Source organism: Microbacterium esteraromaticum, assembly GCF_016907315.1.
GTDB classification, from domain to species: Bacteria; Actinomycetota; Actinomycetes; order Actinomycetales; family Microbacteriaceae; genus Microbacterium; species Microbacterium esteraromaticum.
Window position 1 is genome coordinate 1,504,265 of sequence record NZ_JAFBBS010000001.1, and the last position, 19,403, is coordinate 1,523,667.

18 protein-coding genes are annotated in these 19,403 nt (G+C 68.6%); 5 read left to right on the plus strand and 13 right to left on the minus strand.

Features of this window, described 5'->3' with window-relative positions:
- Positions 1-17: 17 nt before the first annotated feature.
- The gene (gene coaBC, locus JOE67_RS07350) at positions 18-1,247 is read right to left on the minus strand and encodes a bifunctional phosphopantothenoylcysteine decarboxylase/phosphopantothenate--cysteine ligase CoaBC (protein ID WP_204974836.1); all 1,230 of its coding nucleotides are present in this window, start codon (positions 1,245-1,247) and stop codon (positions 18-20) included.
- A 54-nt stretch (positions 1,248-1,301) separates the two neighbouring features.
- On the opposite strand from coaBC, the gene JOE67_RS07355 reads away from it, so the two are divergent.
- On the plus strand, positions 1,302-2,018 hold the full coding sequence (locus JOE67_RS07355; RefSeq protein ID WP_204974837.1) for an NRDE family protein: 717 nt from the start codon (positions 1,302-1,304) through the stop codon (positions 2,016-2,018).
- A 157-nt stretch (positions 2,019-2,175) separates the two neighbouring features.
- Positions 2,176-2,322: a hypothetical protein gene (locus tag JOE67_RS07360; protein ID WP_204974838.1), complete on the plus strand. Its 147-nt coding sequence runs from the start codon at positions 2,176-2,178 to the stop codon at positions 2,320-2,322.
- A 142-nt stretch (positions 2,323-2,464) separates the two neighbouring features.
- Here JOE67_RS07360 and JOE67_RS07365 read toward each other — a convergent pair whose 3' ends face one another.
- From JOE67_RS07365 to JOE67_RS07380, 4 genes are read right to left on the minus strand one after another with little or no spacing between them, the layout of a single operon-like run.
- Positions 2,465-3,595: a glycerate kinase gene (locus JOE67_RS07365; protein WP_204974839.1), complete on the minus strand. Its 1,131-nt coding sequence runs from the start codon at positions 3,593-3,595 to the stop codon at positions 2,465-2,467.
- Positions 3,596-3,600: 5 nt separating this feature from the next.
- Positions 3,601-5,388, minus strand: a complete 1,788-nt coding sequence (gene gcl / locus JOE67_RS07370; RefSeq protein ID WP_204974840.1) for a glyoxylate carboligase — start codon at positions 5,386-5,388, stop codon at positions 3,601-3,603.
- A gap of 9 nt (positions 5,389-5,397) precedes the next feature.
- The gene (locus JOE67_RS07375) at positions 5,398-6,282 is read right to left on the minus strand and encodes a 2-hydroxy-3-oxopropionate reductase (protein ID WP_204974841.1); all 885 of its coding nucleotides are present in this window, start codon (positions 6,280-6,282) and stop codon (positions 5,398-5,400) included.
- Positions 6,283-6,310: 28 nt separating this feature from the next.
- Complete coding sequence (locus JOE67_RS07380; RefSeq protein ID WP_204974842.1) at positions 6,311-7,096, minus strand: hydroxypyruvate isomerase family protein; 786 nt, start codon at positions 7,094-7,096, stop codon at positions 6,311-6,313.
- Positions 7,097-7,364: 268 nt separating this feature from the next.
- On the opposite strand from JOE67_RS07380, the gene JOE67_RS07385 reads away from it, so the two are divergent.
- Positions 7,365-8,744 (plus strand): MFS transporter, encoded by a 1,380-nt coding sequence (locus JOE67_RS07385; protein WP_204974843.1) that lies wholly within the window; start codon positions 7,365-7,367, stop codon positions 8,742-8,744.
- Between the two features lie 112 nt (positions 8,745-8,856).
- On the opposite strand, the gene JOE67_RS07390 is transcribed toward JOE67_RS07385, so the two are convergent.
- Genes JOE67_RS07390 through JOE67_RS07400 form a run of 3 tightly spaced genes read right to left on the minus strand, consistent with a single transcriptional unit; the run spans position 8,857 to position 12,331 of the window.
- Positions 8,857-9,669, minus strand: a complete 813-nt coding sequence (locus JOE67_RS07390) for a bifunctional allantoicase/(S)-ureidoglycine aminohydrolase (protein ID WP_204976770.1) — start codon at positions 9,667-9,669, stop codon at positions 8,857-8,859.
- Positions 9,666-10,931, minus strand: a complete 1,266-nt coding sequence (locus JOE67_RS07395; protein WP_204974844.1) for a DUF6986 family protein — start codon at positions 10,929-10,931, stop codon at positions 9,666-9,668. The genes JOE67_RS07390 and JOE67_RS07395 overlap by 4 nt, the downstream gene beginning before the upstream one ends.
- A gap of 5 nt (positions 10,932-10,936) precedes the next feature.
- On the minus strand, positions 10,937-12,331 hold the full coding sequence (locus JOE67_RS07400; RefSeq protein ID WP_204974845.1) for an NAD-dependent malic enzyme: 1,395 nt from the start codon (positions 12,329-12,331) through the stop codon (positions 10,937-10,939).
- 195 nt (positions 12,332-12,526) lie between these two features.
- Between JOE67_RS07400 and JOE67_RS07405 the strand changes: the two genes are divergently transcribed.
- Positions 12,527-13,294 carry an IclR family transcriptional regulator gene (locus JOE67_RS07405; RefSeq protein ID WP_204974846.1) on the plus strand — a complete coding sequence of 256 codons (768 nt, stop codon included), beginning with the start codon at positions 12,527-12,529 and terminating at the stop codon, positions 13,292-13,294.
- A gap of 73 nt (positions 13,295-13,367) precedes the next feature.
- Here JOE67_RS07405 and aceE read toward each other — a convergent pair whose 3' ends face one another.
- A complete protein-coding gene (aceE, locus tag JOE67_RS07410) occupies positions 13,368-16,094 on the minus strand; it encodes a pyruvate dehydrogenase (acetyl-transferring), homodimeric type (protein WP_204974847.1) in 2,727 nt (908 codons plus the stop codon).
- 64 nt (positions 16,095-16,158) lie between these two features.
- On the opposite strand from aceE, the gene JOE67_RS07415 reads away from it, so the two are divergent.
- Positions 16,159-16,911, plus strand: a complete 753-nt coding sequence (locus JOE67_RS07415) for an SDR family oxidoreductase (protein ID WP_204974848.1) — start codon at positions 16,159-16,161, stop codon at positions 16,909-16,911.
- A gap of 89 nt (positions 16,912-17,000) precedes the next feature.
- Here JOE67_RS07415 and pucL read toward each other — a convergent pair whose 3' ends face one another.
- The 4 genes from pucL to bcp form a co-directional block, all read right to left on the minus strand.
- Positions 17,001-17,894, minus strand: coding sequence for a factor-independent urate hydroxylase (gene pucL / locus JOE67_RS07420; protein ID WP_204974849.1), 894 nt, complete (start codon positions 17,892-17,894; stop codon positions 17,001-17,003).
- 9 nt (positions 17,895-17,903) lie between these two features.
- On the minus strand, positions 17,904-18,245 hold the full coding sequence (gene uraH / locus JOE67_RS07425; RefSeq protein ID WP_204974850.1) for a hydroxyisourate hydrolase: 342 nt from the start codon (positions 18,243-18,245) through the stop codon (positions 17,904-17,906).
- An 11-nt stretch (positions 18,246-18,256) separates the two neighbouring features.
- Positions 18,257-18,745, minus strand: coding sequence for a 2-oxo-4-hydroxy-4-carboxy-5-ureidoimidazoline decarboxylase (gene uraD / locus JOE67_RS07430; protein ID WP_204974851.1), 489 nt, complete (start codon positions 18,743-18,745; stop codon positions 18,257-18,259).
- A 179-nt stretch (positions 18,746-18,924) separates the two neighbouring features.
- On the minus strand, positions 18,925-19,392 hold the full coding sequence (gene bcp, locus JOE67_RS07435) for a thioredoxin-dependent thiol peroxidase (RefSeq protein WP_204974852.1): 468 nt from the start codon (positions 19,390-19,392) through the stop codon (positions 18,925-18,927).
- Positions 19,393-19,403 lie beyond the last annotated feature (11 nt).

Here is a 19,403-nt window from a genome sequence, read left to right on the forward strand (position 1 = left end):
CCGCCGCGGCGACCGGGTCAGTCGAGAACGTCGGCGATGACATCCCAGACATCGTCGGCGACCGACCGCTTGCTTCCGGATGCCCTGGCCACGACCGCACCGCCGTCGCCGATGACGTGCACGGCGTTCTCCCCCGACTCGAAGCCTCGGTCCCAGCCGACCTCGTTGACCACGAGCAGATCGACGCCCTTGCGCTCGCGCTTGCGCCGTGCGCGCTCGAGCAGTTCGTCACGGTCATCCGGCGTCTCGGCGGCGAACGCGACCACGACCTGGCCCGGATGGCGCCGCGCAGCCAGGTGGGCGACGATGTCCTCGTTCTGCACCAGCTCGATGCTCTCGAGCGGGCCCGACTCCTTGGTCAGCTTGCGGTCGGAGACGTCGGCCGGGCGGTAATCGGCGACGGCCGCGGCCATCACGATCACCGCCGCGTCCTCCGATGCGCGACGCATCGCCTCGCCGAGCTCGGCCGCGGTTCCCGCATGCGCGATGCGGATGCCGGGGTGACGCTCGGCGTCGGCCAGCACCGCGCCGTCGATGTGCGCGGCGACGAGCTCGACCTCGGCACCGCGGTCGGCCGCGGCGAGGGCCAGAGCGACCCCCTGGCGCCCGCTGGAGCGGTTGCCGAGAAAGCGCACAGGGTCGAGGGGCTCGCGGGTACCGCCGGCCGAGACCACGACGCGCAGCCCGTCGAGATCCTGCTCGTCGCCGGCAGCCGTCGGGGTCGAAGCGATCAGGGCGAGGGCTTCGGCCATGATCTGCTCGGGCTCGAGCATCCGGCCAGGACCCGAGTCCCCTCCCGTCAGCTCGCCCTCGCCTGGTCCGAGGATCGCGACGCCGCGCTCGCGCAGGGTGGCGATGTTCGCCTGGGTCGCGGGGTGCCGCCACATCTCGGTGTGCATGGCCGGGGCGATCGCGACCGGGGCGGTGGTGGCGAGCAGCGTGGTGCCGAGCAGGTCGTCAGCCAGGCCCGCCGCCATCTTCGCGATCGTGTTCGCGGTGGCCGGGGCGACGATCACGAGGTCGGCGGCCTGGCCGAGGGCGACATGGCGCACCTGCGCGACGTCCTCGTGGACGCTCGTGGTGACCGGCCTGCGGCTGATCGCCTCCCAGGTGGGCAGCCCGACGAAGCGCAGCGCGTCTTCGGTCGGCACGACGGTGACCTCATGACCCGCCTTGATCAGCAGGCGCACCAGGTGCACGCTCTTGTACGCGGCGATCCCGCCGGTCACGGCGACGACGATGTTCACGCTTCGATTCTGCCTCAGGCCGCAGGGGTGCGGGGCGCGCATAGACTCATGCTCGTGTGCACCGTCGTGATCGATGTCGCCCCCGCTTCAGGCGAGCACGCGCGGCTGCTCGCCGTGCGGGATGAGGATCCGGACCGCCCGTGGGACGACCTGGGCGAGTGGTGGCCTGACGAGAGGCCCGGTGTGATCGGCATCCGCGATCGCCGCGCCGGCGGCGCCTGGCTCGCCGCCGACCCTGCCGCCGGGCGCCTCGCCGTGCTGCTCAATCGCGCCGATGTGCTCGACCTGCCGGCCGACCAGACGCTCTCGCGCGGCTCGCTTGCGCTGGAGTCGGTTGCTGGCCGGTCGCCTGATGCCCCCGGGCACGGCGATCTGGTGAAACGGATGCACGGGTTCAATCTGCTCGAGGTGAGGCCGGACGGGGCGCGGGTGCTGTCGTGGGATGGCGTCGAGCTGCGCGAGACGCGGGTTCCCGAGGGCGTGCACATGATCGCGCACGATGACCTCGACGACCCGCGCACCGCGCGGATCGAGACCTGGCTCCCGCGTTTCGCCGCCGCCGCCCCGGAGGACGACGGCTGGGCGTCACGCTGGGTGGATGTACTCGGAGAGAGCGCCGCGCTGTCTCCTGAAGACGACAGGGCGATCGTGCGCGACAACCACGTGCACGGCTACCCGACCATGTCGCTGCTGTTCTGCACGGCCGAGGTCGCCCCCGGCGCGGTGACCGTGCAGTCGCGCGTGCTGCCGAGCCCTGGACGCTGGGACTGACGGGGTCACTCCGGCCATCGGGCGGCGACGCGCCCGCCTTCCCCGATTTGACGTTGCGCATCGTGGAAGGCTATTGACTCTTCGGTGACCCCGTGCGTACTCTTTTCATACAGCAAGACGATTCTTCCACTTTATGGAAACGAGAACGGAGAGGGACATGAGCGCACACGCGATCGAGGCGAACGGGTACGTCCCGTCCGCAGAGAACCCGTCGGTCAACATCGACCCCGACTTCCACCTGCCGGCCGACGAGGGCAACGGCTTCATCCGCGCATTCCGCATCCTCTTCCCGAAGGCGGCCTGAGGACTCACACGCGAGAAGAGGGGATCGGCGCCGCCCACCGGCGGGCCGATCCCCTCTTGCGCGTCTGCGGCTCCATCCTGCGCGCGAGACCTGCGTCGCAGCACGAGACAGAGCGTCCGGAGCGCTGCTCCGCGGGCCGGACTCAGGAATCGAGCAGTGCGGGAGCGTCGACGCCGATCGCACGGCCGATCTCACGCAGCAGCGGCACCGCGTTGGCCATGCTCTTCGCCGGTTCGGGCTCGATGGCGCTCAGCGCATAGACCTTCGCGAAGCCCGCAGACGTCGCCTGCGCAGCATCCAGCGTCGTCCGGCCGCACACCGCGACGACGGGCTTGCCCGCTCTCGCCGCCGCCGCTGAGACGCCCAGCGGAGTCTTGCCGCCGAGGCTCTGATCATCGAGGCTGCCCTCGCCGGTGATCACCAGGTCGGCGTCGGCGATACGCGCCTCCAGCCCCGTCAGGCGCTGGATGACGTCGATGCCGGGCTCGCGCACGGCGCCGAGCACCGCGAGCGCGGCGTAGCCGACTCCCCCGGCCGCGCCCGCACCGGGCGCGGATGCCGAGGGTCGCACGCCGGGCAGCGAGTCGACGAGCTCTGAGAGACGCGAGAGGCCTGCCTCGAGGACGGCGACATCGTCGGCGCTCGCCCCCTTCTGCGGCGCGAACACCGCAGCAGCCCCCCGGTCTCCCAGAAGAGGATTGTCGACATCAGCGGCGAGCACGAAGCTCACGCCGTCGAGTCGGGGGTCGAGGCCCGAGATGTCGGCCGAGACCAGGTCGACCAGACCCGCGCCCCCAGGGCGGACGGGCCGGTCTTCTGTGCGCAGCGCCACACCCAGCGCCTGCAGCATGCCCGCACCGCCATCTGTGCAGGCGCTGCCGCCCACGCCGAGCACGATCGACGTCGCACCCCTGTCGAGCGCGGCGACGATGAGCTCACCCGTGCCGCGGCTGGTGGCGCCGAGGGCGTCCTTCTCGCCGTCCGGCAGCACGTCCAGCCCGCTCGCCGCCGCCATCTCGATGATCGCCTCGTCGTCCCGCAGGGCGAAGGTGGCATCCACCTGCCGCCCGGTCGGGCCCGTGACCGATACCGTCACCGGAGTGAAGCCGCTGGCGACGGCCGCGTCGACCGTACCCTCGCCGCCGTCGGCGACGGGAGCCGCGTCGACGACGGCATCCGGGATGATCTCCCGGATGCCGTCGGCGACCGCCGCCGCCACCTCGGAGCCCGTCGCCGAGCCCTTGAACTTGTCAGAGGCGATGAGGATGCGCATGTCGATCAGTCAAGCAGAGCGTAGATCGCCTCAGGTGCATCGGCGGGCGACGACGCGAGATCCTCGAACTCGTTCATGGTGTCGAGGTCGGCACCCATCGCGATGTTCGTCACCCGCTCGAGGATGACCTCGACCACCACGGGCACCTGGAACTCGTCGCGCAGACGCGCGGCCTCGGCGAACCCAGCAGCGAGCTCTTCGGGGCGCTCGACGCGGATCGCCTTGCAGCCCAGACCCTCGGCGACCTTCACGTGGTCGACGCCGTAGCCGGTCGCGACGCTGTTCGGGTCGTTCGGGGTGTTGACGTTGTCGAAGGCCAGCGAGACCTCGTAGTCCATCTCGAAACCGCGCTGCGACTGACGGATCAGACCCAGGTAGCTGTTGTTCACCACGACGTGGATGTACGGCAGCTTGTGCTGCGCTCCCACGGCGAGCTCTTCGATCATGAACTGGAAGTCGTAGTCGCCCGAGAGCGCGACGACCTGCTCGCCCGGCTTGCCCCGGACGACGCCGAGGGCGGCGGGGCCGGTCCAGCCGAGGGGGCCGGCCTGGCCGGCGTTGATCCACTTGCGCGGGCCGTAGACGTGCAGCAGCTGCGCGCCGGCGATCTGCGACAGGCCGATCGTGGTGACGAACGTGGTGTCGCGGTCGAACGCCGTGAGCATCTCCTGGTAGACGCGGTGCGGCTTCATGGGCACGTTGTCGAAGTTCGTCTTGCGCTGAAGGCGCGCCTTGCGGTCGCGGCACTCCTGCGCCCAGCCGTTGTAGTCGGGCAGCTCGGCGACGCGGTCGCGTGCTGCCGCGAGCAGCGCGTCGATGAACGCGCCGGCGTCGGAGACCACGCCGTAGTCGGGCGCGAACACGCGGCCGATCTGCGTCGGCTCGATGTCGACGTGCACGAAGGTGCGGCCCTTGCGGTACGTGTCGAGACCGCCGGTGTGGCGGTTGGCCCAGCGGTTGCCGATGCCGAGCACGAAGTCGCTCTCGAGGAAGCTCGCGTTGCCGTACCGCTGCGACGTCTGGATGCCGACCAGGCCCGCGGCCAGCGGGTGATCATCTGCGATGGCGCCCCAGCCCATCAGGGTGGGCACGACCGGAACGCCGAGGGTCTCGGCCAGCTCGACGAGCTTGTCGGACGCACCGGAGTTGACGATCCCGCCGCCGGCGACGATCACCGGGTGCGTCGACGAGGTCAGCATGTCGAGCACCTTCTCGGCCTGCGCGGCCGTGGCCGCGGGCTTCGCGACCGGCAGCGGCTCGTAGGTGTCGATGTCGAACTCGATCTCGGTCATCTGCACGTCGAACGGGAGGTCGATCAGCACCGGACCGGGCCGGCCGGAGCGCATGATCTGGAACGCGCTCTGGAAGACGCCTGGCACCTGGGCGCCCTCGAGCACCGTCTTGGCGAACTTGGTCACCGGCTTCGCGATGGACGCGATGTCGACAGCCTGGAAGTCCTCCTTGTCGAGCTTCGCCACCGGAGCCTGACCGGTGATGCACAGCATCGGGATGCTGTCGGCGATCGCCGCGTACAGACCGGTGATCATGTCGGTGCCGGCCGGGCCGGAGGTGCCGAGGCAGACGCCGATGCGGCCGTCGCCGGTGCGGCTGTAGCCGTCGGCCATGTGCGAGGCACCCTCGACGTGGCGGGCGAGCGTGTGGCGGATGCCGCCGTTGGCGCGCATCGCGGAGTACAGGGGGTTGATGGCGGCTCCCGGCAGGCCGAACGCCTCGTCGGCGCCCTCCTTGATCAGGATCTGGACGATGGCGTCCACTGCACGCATGCGGGTCATGATGTGTCCTTAGTTGTTGTCGCGGCCCGAGAGCTCAGCGGTGAGCTTGAAGAGGCCGGAGTGGTCGAGGCCGCCGTCGCCGCGGGCGACGAGCGAGGTGACGAGCTGGGCGACAGCCGCGCCGAGGGGCACCGCCACGCCGGCGCCGCGGGCAGCGGCGGTGACGATGCCGAGGTCCTTGTTGTGCAGGGCCAGGCGGAAGCCGGGGGCGAAGTCGCGGTCGAGCATCTTCTGCCCCTTCTGGTCGAGGACCTTGGAGCCTGCGAGGCCGCCGCCGAGCACCTTGAGGGCCGCATCGGTGTCGACGCCGTACGCCTCGAGGAAGACGATCGCCTCGCTGAGCGCCTGGATGTTGACAGCCACGATGAGCTGGTTGGCTGCCTTCACCGTCTGACCGGCACCGGCGGGGCCGACGTGCACGATGGTCTTGCCGATCGCCTGCAGCACGGGCTCGGCCTTGGCGAAGTCCTCTGGCGAACCGCCGGTCATGATCGACAGCACGCCGTCGATCGCGCCCTGCTCGCCACCCGAGACGGGGGCGTCCACGGCGCCGAACCCTGCGGCCACGGCCTCTTCGGCGAGCTCCTTCGCGACGTCGGGGCGGATCGACGAGTTGTCGATCCACAGCGCGCCCGGCTTCGCATTGGCGAAGACGCCCTCCTCGCCGCGGACCACGCCCTCGACATCCGGGGAATCGGGAACCATCGTGATGATGACGTCGGCGTCCTTGACGCCCTCGGCGATGCTCGCCGCTCCCTTGCCACCGGCTTCGACGAGCTTCTCGACGGCCTCGGGGCTGCGGTTGACGCCGGTGACGGTGTACCCCGCCTTGACGAGGTTCTTCGCCATGGGAAGGCCCATGATGCCGAGACCGATGATGGTGATGTTGGTCATGTCGTCGCTCCTTCGCGGAAGTGGGATGTCAGTTCTTGGTCCAGGCGAACGGGTCTGCCTGGGTGGCCTTGTACTCGAGGCCGATGACGCCGTCGTAACCCCCGGCGCGCGCCGCGTCGATCCACTCGGCGATGGGCAGCTCGCCGGTGCCCGGTTCGCCGCGGCCGGGGGCGTCGGCGATCTGGATGTGACCGAACTCGCTCGCGTGGCCGGCGATGACCGCGGCCACGTCGTCGCCGTTGACGGCGAGGTGGTAGAAGTCGGCGAGCAGCTTGACGTTGTCGACGCCGTGCTCGTCCTTGACGCGCGCGATGATGGCGAGCGCGTCGGCGGCGGTCTTCAGCGGGTAGGCGTCGGCGCCGGAGACGGGCTCGAGCAGCACGATGCCGCCGATTCGGGCCACGGCCCTGCCTGCGATCGCGAGGTTCTCAACGGCGAGGTCGTCCTGGGTCTTCGCGTCGACGCCGTCCTGCCGCAGGCCGTAAAGGGCGTTGAACGCCTTTGTGCCGGTGCGCTCTCCGATGCCGACGACGACCTCGACGTTGTCGCGGAACTCGCTCTCGCGGCCGACCCATGAGACCAGTCCGCGGTCGCCCGCAGCCATGTCGCCTGCGAAGAAGTTCAGACCGGTGAGCTGCACGCCCGCATCCTGGATCGCGGCGACGAACGCGTCGACCTCCTGCTGCGCGGGCACAGCCGAGGCGAAAGGCCACCAGAACTCGACGGCGTCGAAGCCGGCGGCCTTGGCGGCGGCGGGACGCTCGTTCACGGGGAGGTCGGTCAGCAGGATCGAGGCGTTGACGGTGTAGCTCATGATCATCCTTGATTTCGGATTACGGAATAAAAGTTCCTAGTGATGAAAGCGTAGGACGGGCATGAGCACCCTGTCAACGAAGGGCGGCCCGCATTCCAGCATCCGGAACGCACTGCGGGGAGAGACGTTTCATGGGCACATTTTCCGCACTGCGGATATCAGCTTCTTCATTGCGGAAGCTGAGGGAGCGCGGCTACAGTTCTCGAGCGCCCTCAGGTCGGGGAGCGCCCAGACTCAACTCGATGTCGAGCAAGAGAGGTCTCACACCATGTCATCTATCGGTCATCCCGATCCCGCCAAGATTCCCAAGACGGGGCTGATCATCCCGCGCCCAGCCAGAGTCGGCCGAGTGCGATGGGGTATAGCGTTCCTGCTGTTCTTCGCCGTCCTCGTCAACTACATCGACCGCAGTTCCATGTCGGTCGCAGAACACGAGATGCGACTGGAGTTCGGCATGACAGCCGGCCAGATGGGCATCATCCTGGGCTGCTTCGGCTGGTCGTACGCCCTGATGCAGATCCCGATGGGAATGCTGCTCGACAAGATCGGCATCAAGTGGGTGATGCGTGTCGCAACCGTGCTGTGGGCCGTCTCCTGCTTCCTCACCGCCATGATCAGCGGCATGGGTCTGCTGCTGATCGCGCGGCTCATCCTCGGCTTCGCCGAGGCGCCGATCTTCCCCGGTGCGATGAAGGTGACCAGCTACTGGTTCCCCCGCACGGAACGAGGGATGGCGACGGTCATCTTCGACAGCGGCCAGCGTCTGTCCAATGTGATCGGGTTCCCGATCGTCGGTGCCGCGGTCGCGATGTTCGGATGGCGGGGCGCCTTCGTGGCCATCGGCATCCTGAGCCTCGTCTGCACGGTGCTGTTCTTCCTGCGCTACCGCGACCCGAAGGAGATGAACCGGGAAGGCAAGCTCAGCGACGCCGAGCTCGCGCACATCCTCGACGGCGGCGCACAGCACGAAGACGCCCCCAAGCCCGACCCGCTCGCGAACCTCGGCTACATCCTGCGCCAGCGGAAGGTCTGGGGCATGTCGCTCGGCCTCGGCTGCGCCGGCTACGTGCAGTGGATGCTGCTGACCTGGCTGCCCGGCTTCCTGCAGGCCGAGATGGACATGGACGTCGCTCGCTCGGGCCTGGTCACGGCCATCCCGTGGCTCTTCGCCGTCATCGTGCAGTATCTGCTGCCCGGGTTCTGGCTCGACCGTCTGATCAAGAACGGCAAGTCCAGCACACTCGTGCGGCGGGCCTTCATCATCGGCGGCATGCTGCTGGCGATCACGATCGCAGGAACGGCGTTCACCGACGACCTGTTCTGGGCTCTGGTGTGGATCACGCTGGGGACGACGGGCATCACCATCGCGTTCAGCGTGACCAACTCGCTGCCTGCCCTGATCGCCCCCGAGGGTTCGGTGGGTGCAACCGGAGCGGTCATGAACACCGTGAACAACCTCATCGGAACGACCGCCCCGATCGTCACGGGCTTCATCGTTCAGCTGACCGGCAGCTTCGCCGCCGCGTTCGTCGTCGCCGGCGTCATGCTGGTGCTCGGCGTGTTCTTCTACACCGTCGTGCTGGGGCGGATCGAGCAGATCCCGACCGCAGCGGAGCGCGCCGCCGCGAAGGCGGCCGGCACGGCCTGAGCCGCGCCCGAACGAGAAGCGGGGCCCGCCGACGCGGGCCCCGCTTCTCGTTCGGGCGCGAGCACGATGAAGGCGCCGCCCCGTGGGGGCGGCGCCTTCATCAGACGATGCGTCAGGTGAGCTTGATCTGACGGTTCATGTCCTTGTAGAGCAGGTAGCGGAAGTCACCGGGACCGCCGGCATAGCAGGCCTGCGGGCAGAACGCGCGGAGCAGCATGTAGTCGCCCGCCTCGACCTCGACCCAGTCACCGTTGAGGTGGTAGACCGCCTTGCCCTCGAGCACGAAGAGGCCGTGCTCCATGACGTGCGTCTCGGCGAACGGGATCGAGCCGCCCGGCTTGAACGTGACGATGTTCACCTGCATGTCGTGCGCCATGTCGTTCGAGTCGGCGAAGCGGGTGGTGAGCCACGCATCGGTGCCGACCATCGGAGTGGGCTCGATGTCCTGATCGCGGGTGACGAACGACGCGGGAGCATCGACGCCCTCGAGCCACTCGTACGCCTTGCGGATCCAGTGGAAGCTCGTGATCTCGTCGCCCTCGTTCTTCAGCGACCAGTTGGCGCCGGGCGCGAGGAACGCATAGCCGCCCTCTTCGAGCACGTGCGTCTCACCCTCGAGCGAGAGGGTGAGCGCGCCGGTCGTGACGAAGATGACCCCCTCGACACCGGCCTCGGGCTCCGGCTTGGCGGCCTCGCCGCCGGGCGAGATCTCGACGATCAGCTGCGAGAAGGTCTCAGCAGAACTCGGGGTGGGCTTGGCGATGATCCATGCACGGGTGTTCGAGAAACCGGGCAGGCTGCTGGTGACGATGTCTCGCAGAACGCCCTTGGGGATCACCGTGTAGGCGAGCTTGACGATCGCGCGGTCAGTGAGCAGCTCGGTCTGCCCCGGCAGTCCGCCGGTCGGGGTGTAGTAGGACATCAGGCCTCCTTGGTGGCGAGTTTGGGATGGGCGAGGCGGGTGAGCTCTGCGGGCGAGGCGCCGGTCGAGGTGCGCACCTCGTCTTCGGTGAGCGCACCGCATTCCAGGCCGCGCACGACGAATCGTGCGAGCGCGCGTGCGGTGGCCGGCTCATCCATGATGGTCGCGTCGTTGCCGTGCAGGTAGTTGTCGAGTCGGCGTGCGGCCGCCTCAAAGCCCTCGCGGTAGAACGCGTAGGTGGCCAGGTACCGGGTCGGCAGCTGGTTGGCGTGCAGATCCCAGCCCTGGTAGTAGCCGCGCTCGAGCGAGCGCCGCACCAGACGGGCGTGCAGCTTCCAGGCATCCTGGGCCTTCTCACCCACCGGGATGACGTTGGTCGACCCGTCCGAGAGGCGCACTCCGGTCTCGGCGACCGCGACCTGCATGACCTGCTTGGCGTAGTCGGCGGCCGGGTGCTCCATCGACTGGTACGCCGCGGCGATCTGCAGCGAAGCGCTGTAGTCGTAGGTGCCGTAGTGCAGGGCCGACACGCGACCCTGCCCGCTGTGCAGCAGCGTCGCGACCGGGATGGTGCCGTCGGCCGCGACGATGAGCTGCGGCGTCTCCATCTGCACCTCGAAGCGCAGACGGCCCGGTGCCAGGCCCAGGCGCTCTTCGAAGCGCTCGCAGAGCGCCACCATCGCCTCGACCTGCGCGACGGTGGTCACCTTGGGCAGGGTGAGGATCAGCCCGTCGGGCAGCTCGCCGGCGGCGGCGAGCGTCGTGACGAACCGGTCGAGGGTGCGGATGCCGCGGCGCCGGGTCGGCGCCTCGAAGCACTTGAACCGGATGCCGATGAACGGCGTCGCCGTGCCTGCGGCGACCGCCTCTGCGACGCGCTCGGCGGCGAGGACGGCAGCGGCATCCTCTTCGTCGTCGCCGCGAGTGCCGTAGCCGTCCTCGAAGTCGAGTCGCAGATCTTCTATGGGCTCCCGACGCAGCTTGGCGTCCACCAGCGGCGCGAGCTGATCGGCGAGGTGCCCCAGTCCGACCGACTCGGCGAGCTCCGCCATGCCGCCGGCCGCATCGACGGCGTCGAGGGCCTCCGCGCCGAAGCGCGCGGGCAGAGCGGGGTCGAAGCGGTCGGCGGGCACGTACAGCGTGTGCACCGGCTGGCGACTGCCGTCGTCACCCGGGTACGAGTTCGTGAGCAGGGCGTCGGTCTGCGCCAGACGCGAATCGATGTCGGCGAAGTCGTCTTCGCGCAGGGATGTATTGGCTGACACTCCGGTCACTCCTTCTCTGCGGCCTTGACGACGCGGACGATCGCCTCTGCCACCGCTCCGGCGACCTCGGGGTCGAAGACGCTGGGGATGATGAAGCTCGCGTTGCGCTCTTCGTCGTCGACGCGCGATGCGATGGCCTCGGCGGCTGCGACCAGCATAGGCGGGGTGATGTCGGACACACCCGCGTCGAGCAGGCCGCGGAAGAAGCCGGGGAAGGCCAGCACGTTGTTGATCTGATTGGGGAAGTCGCTGCGACCGGTGGCGACGACGGCGGCGTGCTTGGAAGCAACGACCGGGTCGACCTCGGGAGTGGGGTTGGCCATCGCGAAGACGATCGCGTCGTCTGCCATGGCGGCGATGTCGTTCTCGTCGAGCACGTTCGGCGCGCTGACGCCGATGAAGACGTCTGCGCCCACCATGGCCTCCTTGAGGGTGCCCGTGAAGTTGCGCGGGTTCGTGTTCGCCGCGAGCTCGACACGGTGCGCGTCGGTGTACTCCTCGTCGCGGTTGATGGCGCCGTTGCGACCGCAGGCGACGATGTCCTTCGCGCCCTGCTCGAGCAGCAGCTGGGCGATCGCGTTGCCGGCCGCTCCGACACCGGAGAGCACGATGCGCACGTCTTCGATCTTCTTGCCGACGACCTTCAGAGCGTTGACGAGCGCGGCGAGGGTGACGATCGCCGTGCCGTGCTGGTCGTCGTGGAAGACGGGGATGTCGAGCTCTTCGCGCAGTCGCGCCTCGATCTCGAAGCAGCGGGGAGCGGCGATGTCCTCGAGGTTCACGCCGCCGTAGACGGGGGCGATCGCCTTCACGATCTTGATGATCTCCTCGGTGTCCTTGGTGTCGAGGCAGACCGGCCACGCGTCGACGTTGGCGAACTGCTTGAACAGCGCCGCCTTGCCCTCCATCACGGGCAGAGCGGCCTCGGGGCCGATGTCGCCGAGGCCGAGCACGGCGGTGCCGTCGGTGACGACGGCGACGGTGTTGCGCTTGACGGTGAGGTTGCGCGCCTTGCTCTTGTCTTCGGCGATGGCCATGCAGACGCGGGCGACACCGGGCGTGTAGGCGCGCGAGAGGTCGTCGCGGTTGCGCAGCGGGACGCTGGGCACGACTTCGAGCTTGCCGCCGAGGTGCATGAGGAAGGTGCGGTCGCTGACCTGGCGCACGTGCACGCCCTCGAGCGCCTGCACCGCGTCGCGGATGCGCGAGGCGTGGTCGTCGTCGATGGTGTTGCAGGTGAGGTCGACGACGATCGAGGTCGGGTGCGACTCGACCACGTCGAGCGCGGTGATGGCAGCGCCGGCGGATGCCGCGGCTGCGGCGAGCTCGCTGGTGACGCTGAAGTTGGAGGGAGCGTCGATACGAAGTGTGATCGAGTTACCGGGACCGGGATTGGCCATGTTTCCTCTTCCCTGAGGTGTGCCGCACGCCTCTGCGCCGACTCACGTGAGCTGATGGACTTCTTCGTGCTTTCGCATCGTGGAGACTATTGTCTATCTTACGAAAGTTCGATGCAATCAACGATGATGGATGCGCCAGGATTTTCGCTCACACTTCTCGCATGATGGAATCATCTCGGTACCTAGGAGGACCTGATGGCCGAAAGCAAGACTCCGCGCGGCAGCGGATCAGGAGTGCAGTCCGTCGAGCGCGTGTTCGAACTGCTCGAGCTGGTGACCGATGCCGGCGGTGACGTGACCCTGAGCGAGCTCGCATCGTCGACCGATCTCCCGCTCCCGACGATCCACCGCCTGCTGCGCACGCTCGTCTCGCTCGGCTACGCGCGCCAGCTGCCGAACCGCCGCTACGCGCTGGGGCCACGGCTGATCCGCATCGGAGAGGGTGCGTCCCGGCAGTTCGGCGCGCTGGCCCGACCGCAGTTGAAGGGTCTGGTCGACCAGCTCGGCGAGAGCGCGAACATGGCCGTGCTCGACGGCAACATGGTCGTGTACGTCGCCCAGGTGCCCTCGCTGCACTCGATGCGCATGTTCACCGAGGTCGGCCGCCGAGCGCACACCCACGACACCGGTGTCGGCAAGGCGATCCTGGCGCAGCTGCCCGACGACACCGTCCGCAGCATCGTCACGCGCGCCGGCATGCCCACCCCGACCGAGTTCAGCATCGGCGACGTCGATGCCCTGATCGCCGAGCTCGACCGCATCCGCGAGCGCGGCTACGCGATCGACGATCAGGAGCAGGAGATCGGCGTGCGCTGCTTCTCGATGGCCGTTCCCGATGCGCCCACTCCGACCGCCGTCTCGGTTTCGGGCCCCATCTCACGCGTCGACGAGGCATTCGGCGAGCGCGCCGTGCCCATGCTCCGCAAGGCCGCCGAGGCGATCAGCGCCGAACTGGTCTCCTGACAGCCCGAGCGCCGCATGCAGAGAGAGGCCCGGATGCGATGCATCCGGCCCTCTTGGCGTCTCGTGACGAGGATCAGGCGTCGCCGCCCGCGTTTCCGCTCGTCCCGGCGTTCACGTCGTGCAGGCGGTAGCGCTCGGCGGCCTGAGCGGGAGCCGCGGCATCGACCTCTCCCCTGGCGGCGAGCAGCTGCAGCGCGCGCACCACGACCGAGTGCGAATCGATCTTGAAGAAGCGGCGGGCGGCGGCTCGGGTGTCCGAGAAGCCGAAGCCGTCGGCGCCCAGCGTGGCCCAGTCGTTCTTCACGAACTGGCGGATCTGGTCTGGCAGGTCCTTCGCATAGTCGCTGACCGCCACGATGGGGCCGTGCGCGTCTGCCAGCTGCTGCCGCACGAACGGTGTGCGCACGCCGTTCTCTGGGTGCAGGAACGCCTCCTCCTCGGCACGCACCGCGTCGCGGCGCAGCTCGGTCCACGAGGTGACCGAGAACACGTCGGCGGCCACCCCCCACCCGTCGCGCAGCAGCTGCTGCGCCTCGAGGGCCCAGGTGACGCCGATGCCTGACGCCAGCAAGTGCGTCCGTGGTCCCTCCCCCTGCGCGGGAGAGATGCGGTGGATGCCCCCGAGGATGCCCTCGACATCGACCCCATCGGGCTCTGCAGGCTGCACGATCGGCTCGTTGTAGACCATGAGGTTGTAGATCCAGTTGCGATCGGTCGAGTCCTGGCCGTACATCCGCTCGATGCCTGCGCGCATGATGTGACCGATCTCGTAGCCGTACGCCGGGTCGTAGGTGATCACGGCCGGGTTGGTGGCGGCGAGCAGCGGCGAGTGGCCGTCTGCGTGCTGCAGGCCCTCACCCGTCAGCGTGGTCCGACCCGCTGTCGCCGAGATGAGGAAGCCACGGGCCATCTGGTCGGCCGCGGCCCACAGCGAATCGCCCGTGCGCTGGAAGCCGAACATCGAGTAGAACACGTAGACCGGGATCAGCGGCACGCCGTGCGTGGCGTACGCGGTGCCGGCGGCGGTGAAGGCGGCGATCGAGCCCGCCTCGTTGATGCCGACGTGCACGATCTGCCCCGACGTCGACTCCTTGTACGAGAGCACGATGTCGCGGTCGACCGCGAGATAGTTCTGTCCGTTGGGGTTGTAGATCTTCGCGGTCGGGAAGAACGCGTCCATTCCGAAGGTGCGCGCCTCATCGGGGATGATCGGCACGATGCGCTTGCCGAACTCCTTGTCTCGCATGAGGTCCTTCAGCACGCGCACGAACGCCATGGTCGTCGCGGCCTCCTGCTTGCCGGAGCCTCGGGCGGCCACCTCGTAGGCCCTGGCATCGGGCAGTGTGATCTCGCCCGCCGCGTGGGGACGGCGTTCGGGCAGGTATCCGCCCAGCTCCCGGCGGCGCTCCTGCATGTACCGGATCTCCGGCGCATCGGCGCCCGGGTGGTAGTACGGCGGCTGATACGGGTCGGCTTCGAGCTGGGCATCCGTGATCGGCACACGCAGGTGATCGCGGAAGTCCTTCAGGTCCTGCAGCGTGAGCTTCTTCATCTGGTGGGTGGCGTTGCGCGCCTCGAAGCGCTGCCCGAGGCCGTAGCCCTTCACCGTCTTCACGAGGATGACAGTCGGCTTGCCGTTGCGCTGCATCGACTGCTGATACGCCGCGAACACCTTGTGATAGTCGTGGCCGCCGCGCTTCAGACCCCAGATCTCGTCGTCCGTGAGGTTCTCGACCAGGGCCGCCGCGCGCTCGTCGCGCCCGAAGAAGTTCTCGCGGATGAACCCGCCCGACTCCGCCTTGTACGTCTGGTAGTCGCCGTCGCGCGTGGTGTTCATGATGTCGACGAGCGCGCCGTCCTCGTCGCGGGCGAGCAGGTCGTCCCACTCCCGGCCCCAGATCACCTTGATGACGTTCCAGCCGGCACCGCGGAAGAAGCCCTCGAGCTCCTGGATGATCTTGCCGTTCCCTCGCACCGGACCGTCGAGACGCTGCAGGTTGCAGTTGACGACGAAGGTCAGGTTGTCGAGGCCGTCGTTGGCGGCGAGCTGCAGCAGGCCTCGCGACTCGGGTTCGTCCATCTCGCCGTCGCCGAGGAACGCCCAGACGTGCTGGTCACTCGTGTCCTTGAGGCCACGGCCCTGCAGGTAGCGGTTCGACTGCGCCTGGTAGATCGCGTTCATGGGACCGATGCCCATCGAGACGGTGGGGAACTCCCAGAACTCGGGCATGAGCCGCGGGTGCGGGTACGAGCTGAGCGCGTGCCCCTCGCGCGACTTCTCCTGACGGAAGCCGTCGAGGTCCTCTTCGCTCAGACGACCCTCCATGTACGCGCGGGCGTACATGCCCGGCGACGCGTGGCCCTGGAAGAAGACCTGATCGCCGCCGCCGGGGTGGTCCTTGCCGCGGAAGAAGTGGTTGAACCCGACCTCGTAGAGCGTCGCCGCGCCCGCGTAGGTCGAGATGTGGCCGCCGACGCCGATGCCGGGCCGCTGCGCGCGATGCACCAGCACGGCCGCATTCCAGCGCATCCACGCCCGGTAGCGGCGCTCGAGCTCTTCGTCGCCGGGGTACTCGGGCTCGTCGGCCGCGGCGATCGTGTTCACGTAGTCGGTGGTGGCGCTGGGTTCGTCGCGCAGGCCGGCGCGCTCGACCAGGCTGCGCACGAGGTGCTCGCCGCGGGCCGGGCCGCGCGCGCTCACGACGGCGTCGAGGGACTCGAGCCATTCGGCGGTCTCCTCCGGATCGATGTCGCCGGGGGCTGAGTCGAGGATGGATGCTGAGGCGCGATCGTCGTTCACTTTCGGCCTTTCTTGTTAGATGGAGTGAGGCTGCCGGTCAGGCAGGCGAACAGAAGCGGAAGGGGTGGCTGTGAGCGATCGCATCGCCGTCGTCACGGGTGCAGGTTCAGGGATCGGCCGGGCGGTCACCGTGGCGATGCTCGACGCCGGATTCAAGGTCGCCCTGGCGGGTCGACGGGCGGATGCCCTCGAGCAGACCGCGGCAGGGCATCCGGATGCCCTGGTCGTGCCGACCGACATCACCATAGCGGCGGAGGTCGACGCGCTTTTCGAGCGGGTCGTGGCCGAGTGGGGCCGGGTGGACGTTCTGTTCAACAATGCCGGGGTGTTCGGCCCGGCCGCATCGGCCGCCGAGATCGACCCCGAGGAGTTCACGCGCACGATCGAGGTGAACGTGACGGGCGCCCTGCTGTGCGCAGGTGCGGCGATGCGCACGATGATCGCGCAGCAGCCCTCGGGCGGACGCATCATCAACAACGGCTCGATCTCGGCGCAGGTGCCCCGCCCGCAATCGGTGGCCTACGCGGTCAGCAAGCATGCGATCACGGGGCTGACCCGGTCGATCGACCTCGATGGCCGTCGCCACGGGATCAGCTGCGGCCAGATCGACATCGGCAACGCCGCCACGCAGATCATGTCGGAGATCGGCGTGGGCTCGGGCGCCCTGCAGGCAGACGGATCGCGCCTGGTCGAGCCGACCTTCGATGTGGCGGATGCCGCTCGGGCCGTGCTGTTCATGGCGCAGCTGCCCGCGGAGGCGAACATCACCTCGCTCACGGTGGCGGCTGCGGGCATGCCGTTCGGCGGCCGCGGCTGACCCTGCGCTGCGGTCCCGGATGCCCCGAGGGCCCGTCGGCATGGCCGACGGGCCCCGGGGTGCGCATGCGGTGATCGCCGGGCGCAGGATCAGCAGAAGCCGGCGATGCCGTCCCACGACCAGTGGTCGGTGTCGGCGCCCTCGCGAAGGAACGACGCCTCGATGAGACCGTACGGGCGGTCGGCCGCGTAGAAGACCTCGTTGGGGTTCTCGAGACCGAACGGCGACAGGTCGACCACGAAGTGGTGGCTGTTCGGGGTCGAGAAGCGGATCTCGTCGATCTCGGGGTGTGCCTCGAGCACGGCCTCGGCCATCTCCTTCAGCGTGTGCTGCAGGGCGTACGAGTAGTTGCGCGAGAATCCCGCGAGCAGCAGGCGGCGGACGTCGGCGAAGACCTCGTTGTAGTCGAGGTCGTTGCGGTTGTAGCGCCACTTGGCGGTGACCGAGGTGGCGAGGATGCGGTCCTCGGTCTCGGGCAGCGTCGTGTACTTGTCCTTCGGGTAGCCGACGAAGCCGCTCTGGGTCGACTTCAGCACCTTGAGGTCCTGCAGGCCCGCGATCACGACCGTGTCGTCGCCGTCGATCTGCACGACGGACGTGCGGGTCTCGGTGCCCCCGCGCACGAACGAGTGGTCGTGCTCGCCGTCGTCGCCCTGGATGCGCTGCCAGGTGTACTGCTCGGCCTCCCAGCGACCGCCGGTGATCCAGTCGAACTCACCCGTGAAGTGGCGGCCGAGGCGGAGCAGGAACTCCTCGGGGCTGCCGACGCCGTCCTTGGCGAAGGCGTACACCGTGTTCTTCTGCGTGTCGGTCGGGACGACGTGCTCGTTGTTGCCCTCGAAGTGGGCGCTGTCGAGGTCGCCCCGCAGCTGCGACGTGACGTTGAGGTCCTCGATCTCGTGACGTGCGGTGTCGCGCGTGACCCGGACGACTCGGACCTCGGCCTTGCCGTACTGGTTCTTGCCCAGAATGATGTTGGTCATGATTTCTACTCAGCTTCCTCGGTAAGTGGAATAGGCGAACGGGCTCAGCAGCAGCGGCACGTGATAGTGCGCCTGCTCAGCGTCGACCTGGAAGGTCAACACCACCTCCGGGAAGAAGGTGTCCGTGTCGATGCCGGCGAAGTAGGCCGCCGTGTCGAACCGGAGTCGGTACGCACCGCTCTCCAGCCGCTCGGGGCCCAGTTCTTTCACCCGCCCGTCAGCATCTGTGGATCCTGAGCCGATCGCGACCCACTCGTCGCCCTGACGGGCTTCGAGCGCGACCGCGACGTCGGGCGCGGGGCGCCCGACCGAGGTGTCCAGGATGTGGGTGGTCACGTGGGAAACGCTCATGTCGCGCTCCTTCAGCTCTCGAGGGCTCCGGCCAGGCGCAGCGCCGCGATCTCGCGCAGCTGCTGGTCGACCACGACGAGCTCCTGTTCGGGGGTGTTGCCCAGCCGCTCCTGCAGCAGGGCGAGGATCTCTTCCGCCGAGCGTCCGGCGGCGCGCACCAGGTACACGCGGTCGAACCGCTGCTCATAGGCCTTGTTGCCCTCGGCGAGCCGCGCTGCGGTGTCGGCGTCGACGCCCGGCTGCTCCTTGCGTGAGAGCGCTGCCTCGGCGGTCTCGCCCTGGGGGCGCTCGCCGATACGAGGGTGGTGCGCCAGGGCGCCGTCGATCTCGGCCTCGGTGAGCGGGGCTGCGACGGTGGCGGCTGCGGCCGCGACCTCGTCGATGCTCTGGTACGGCCGGCCGTCGATGATCCCATCGATCCAGCGAGCGATGTCGAGCGCCGGCTTCACGACGGCGACGGCTTCTTCGCGAGCGGCCACATTGAAGTTCTCGAGCAACATCTTCGATCCTCAAGCAGATGCTGGCATCCGGCGCGAAGGCTATACGGAAACCCCTGACGGAGTCTTCACGAGAAGGTTACTTCCGTATGCCGGAACTGTTATTTCAGCATGTGTAAGTATTGTGCGGGCCGCCGGAGTCGTTTGTCAACATCCCCGGCGGCCCTTTTCACATTGTGGAGTCAGACTCCGAGTTCTGCGCGCAGACGGGCCACGTGACCCTCTGCATCCACACCATATTCTGCCCGCTGCACGACGCCCTCGCCGTCGAGGACGAAGGTCGAGCGGATCACGCCCTCGAACGTGCGGTCGCCGACCGTCTTCTCGCCCCACACGCCCCACGCCTTGGCGACCGCGGCGTCCCTGTCGGCGAGCAGCGGGAAGGTGAGGTGCTCGGCTTCGGCGAACGATCGGATCTCCTCGACCGAGTCCGGCGAGACGCCGATGACCGCGTAGCCGGCGGCGTCGAGAGCCGAGAGGCTGTCGCGGAAGTCGCAGGCCTCGGTGGTGCAGCCGGGGGTGGCCGCCTTCGGGTAGAAGTAGACCACCACGTTGCGGCCCCGGTAGTCGGCGAGCGAGGTGGTGCGGCCCTCGGCGTCGGCGAGGGCGAAATCGGGCGCCGTGCTGCCGGCGGTGAGCTTGTCGGTCATGATGACTCCGT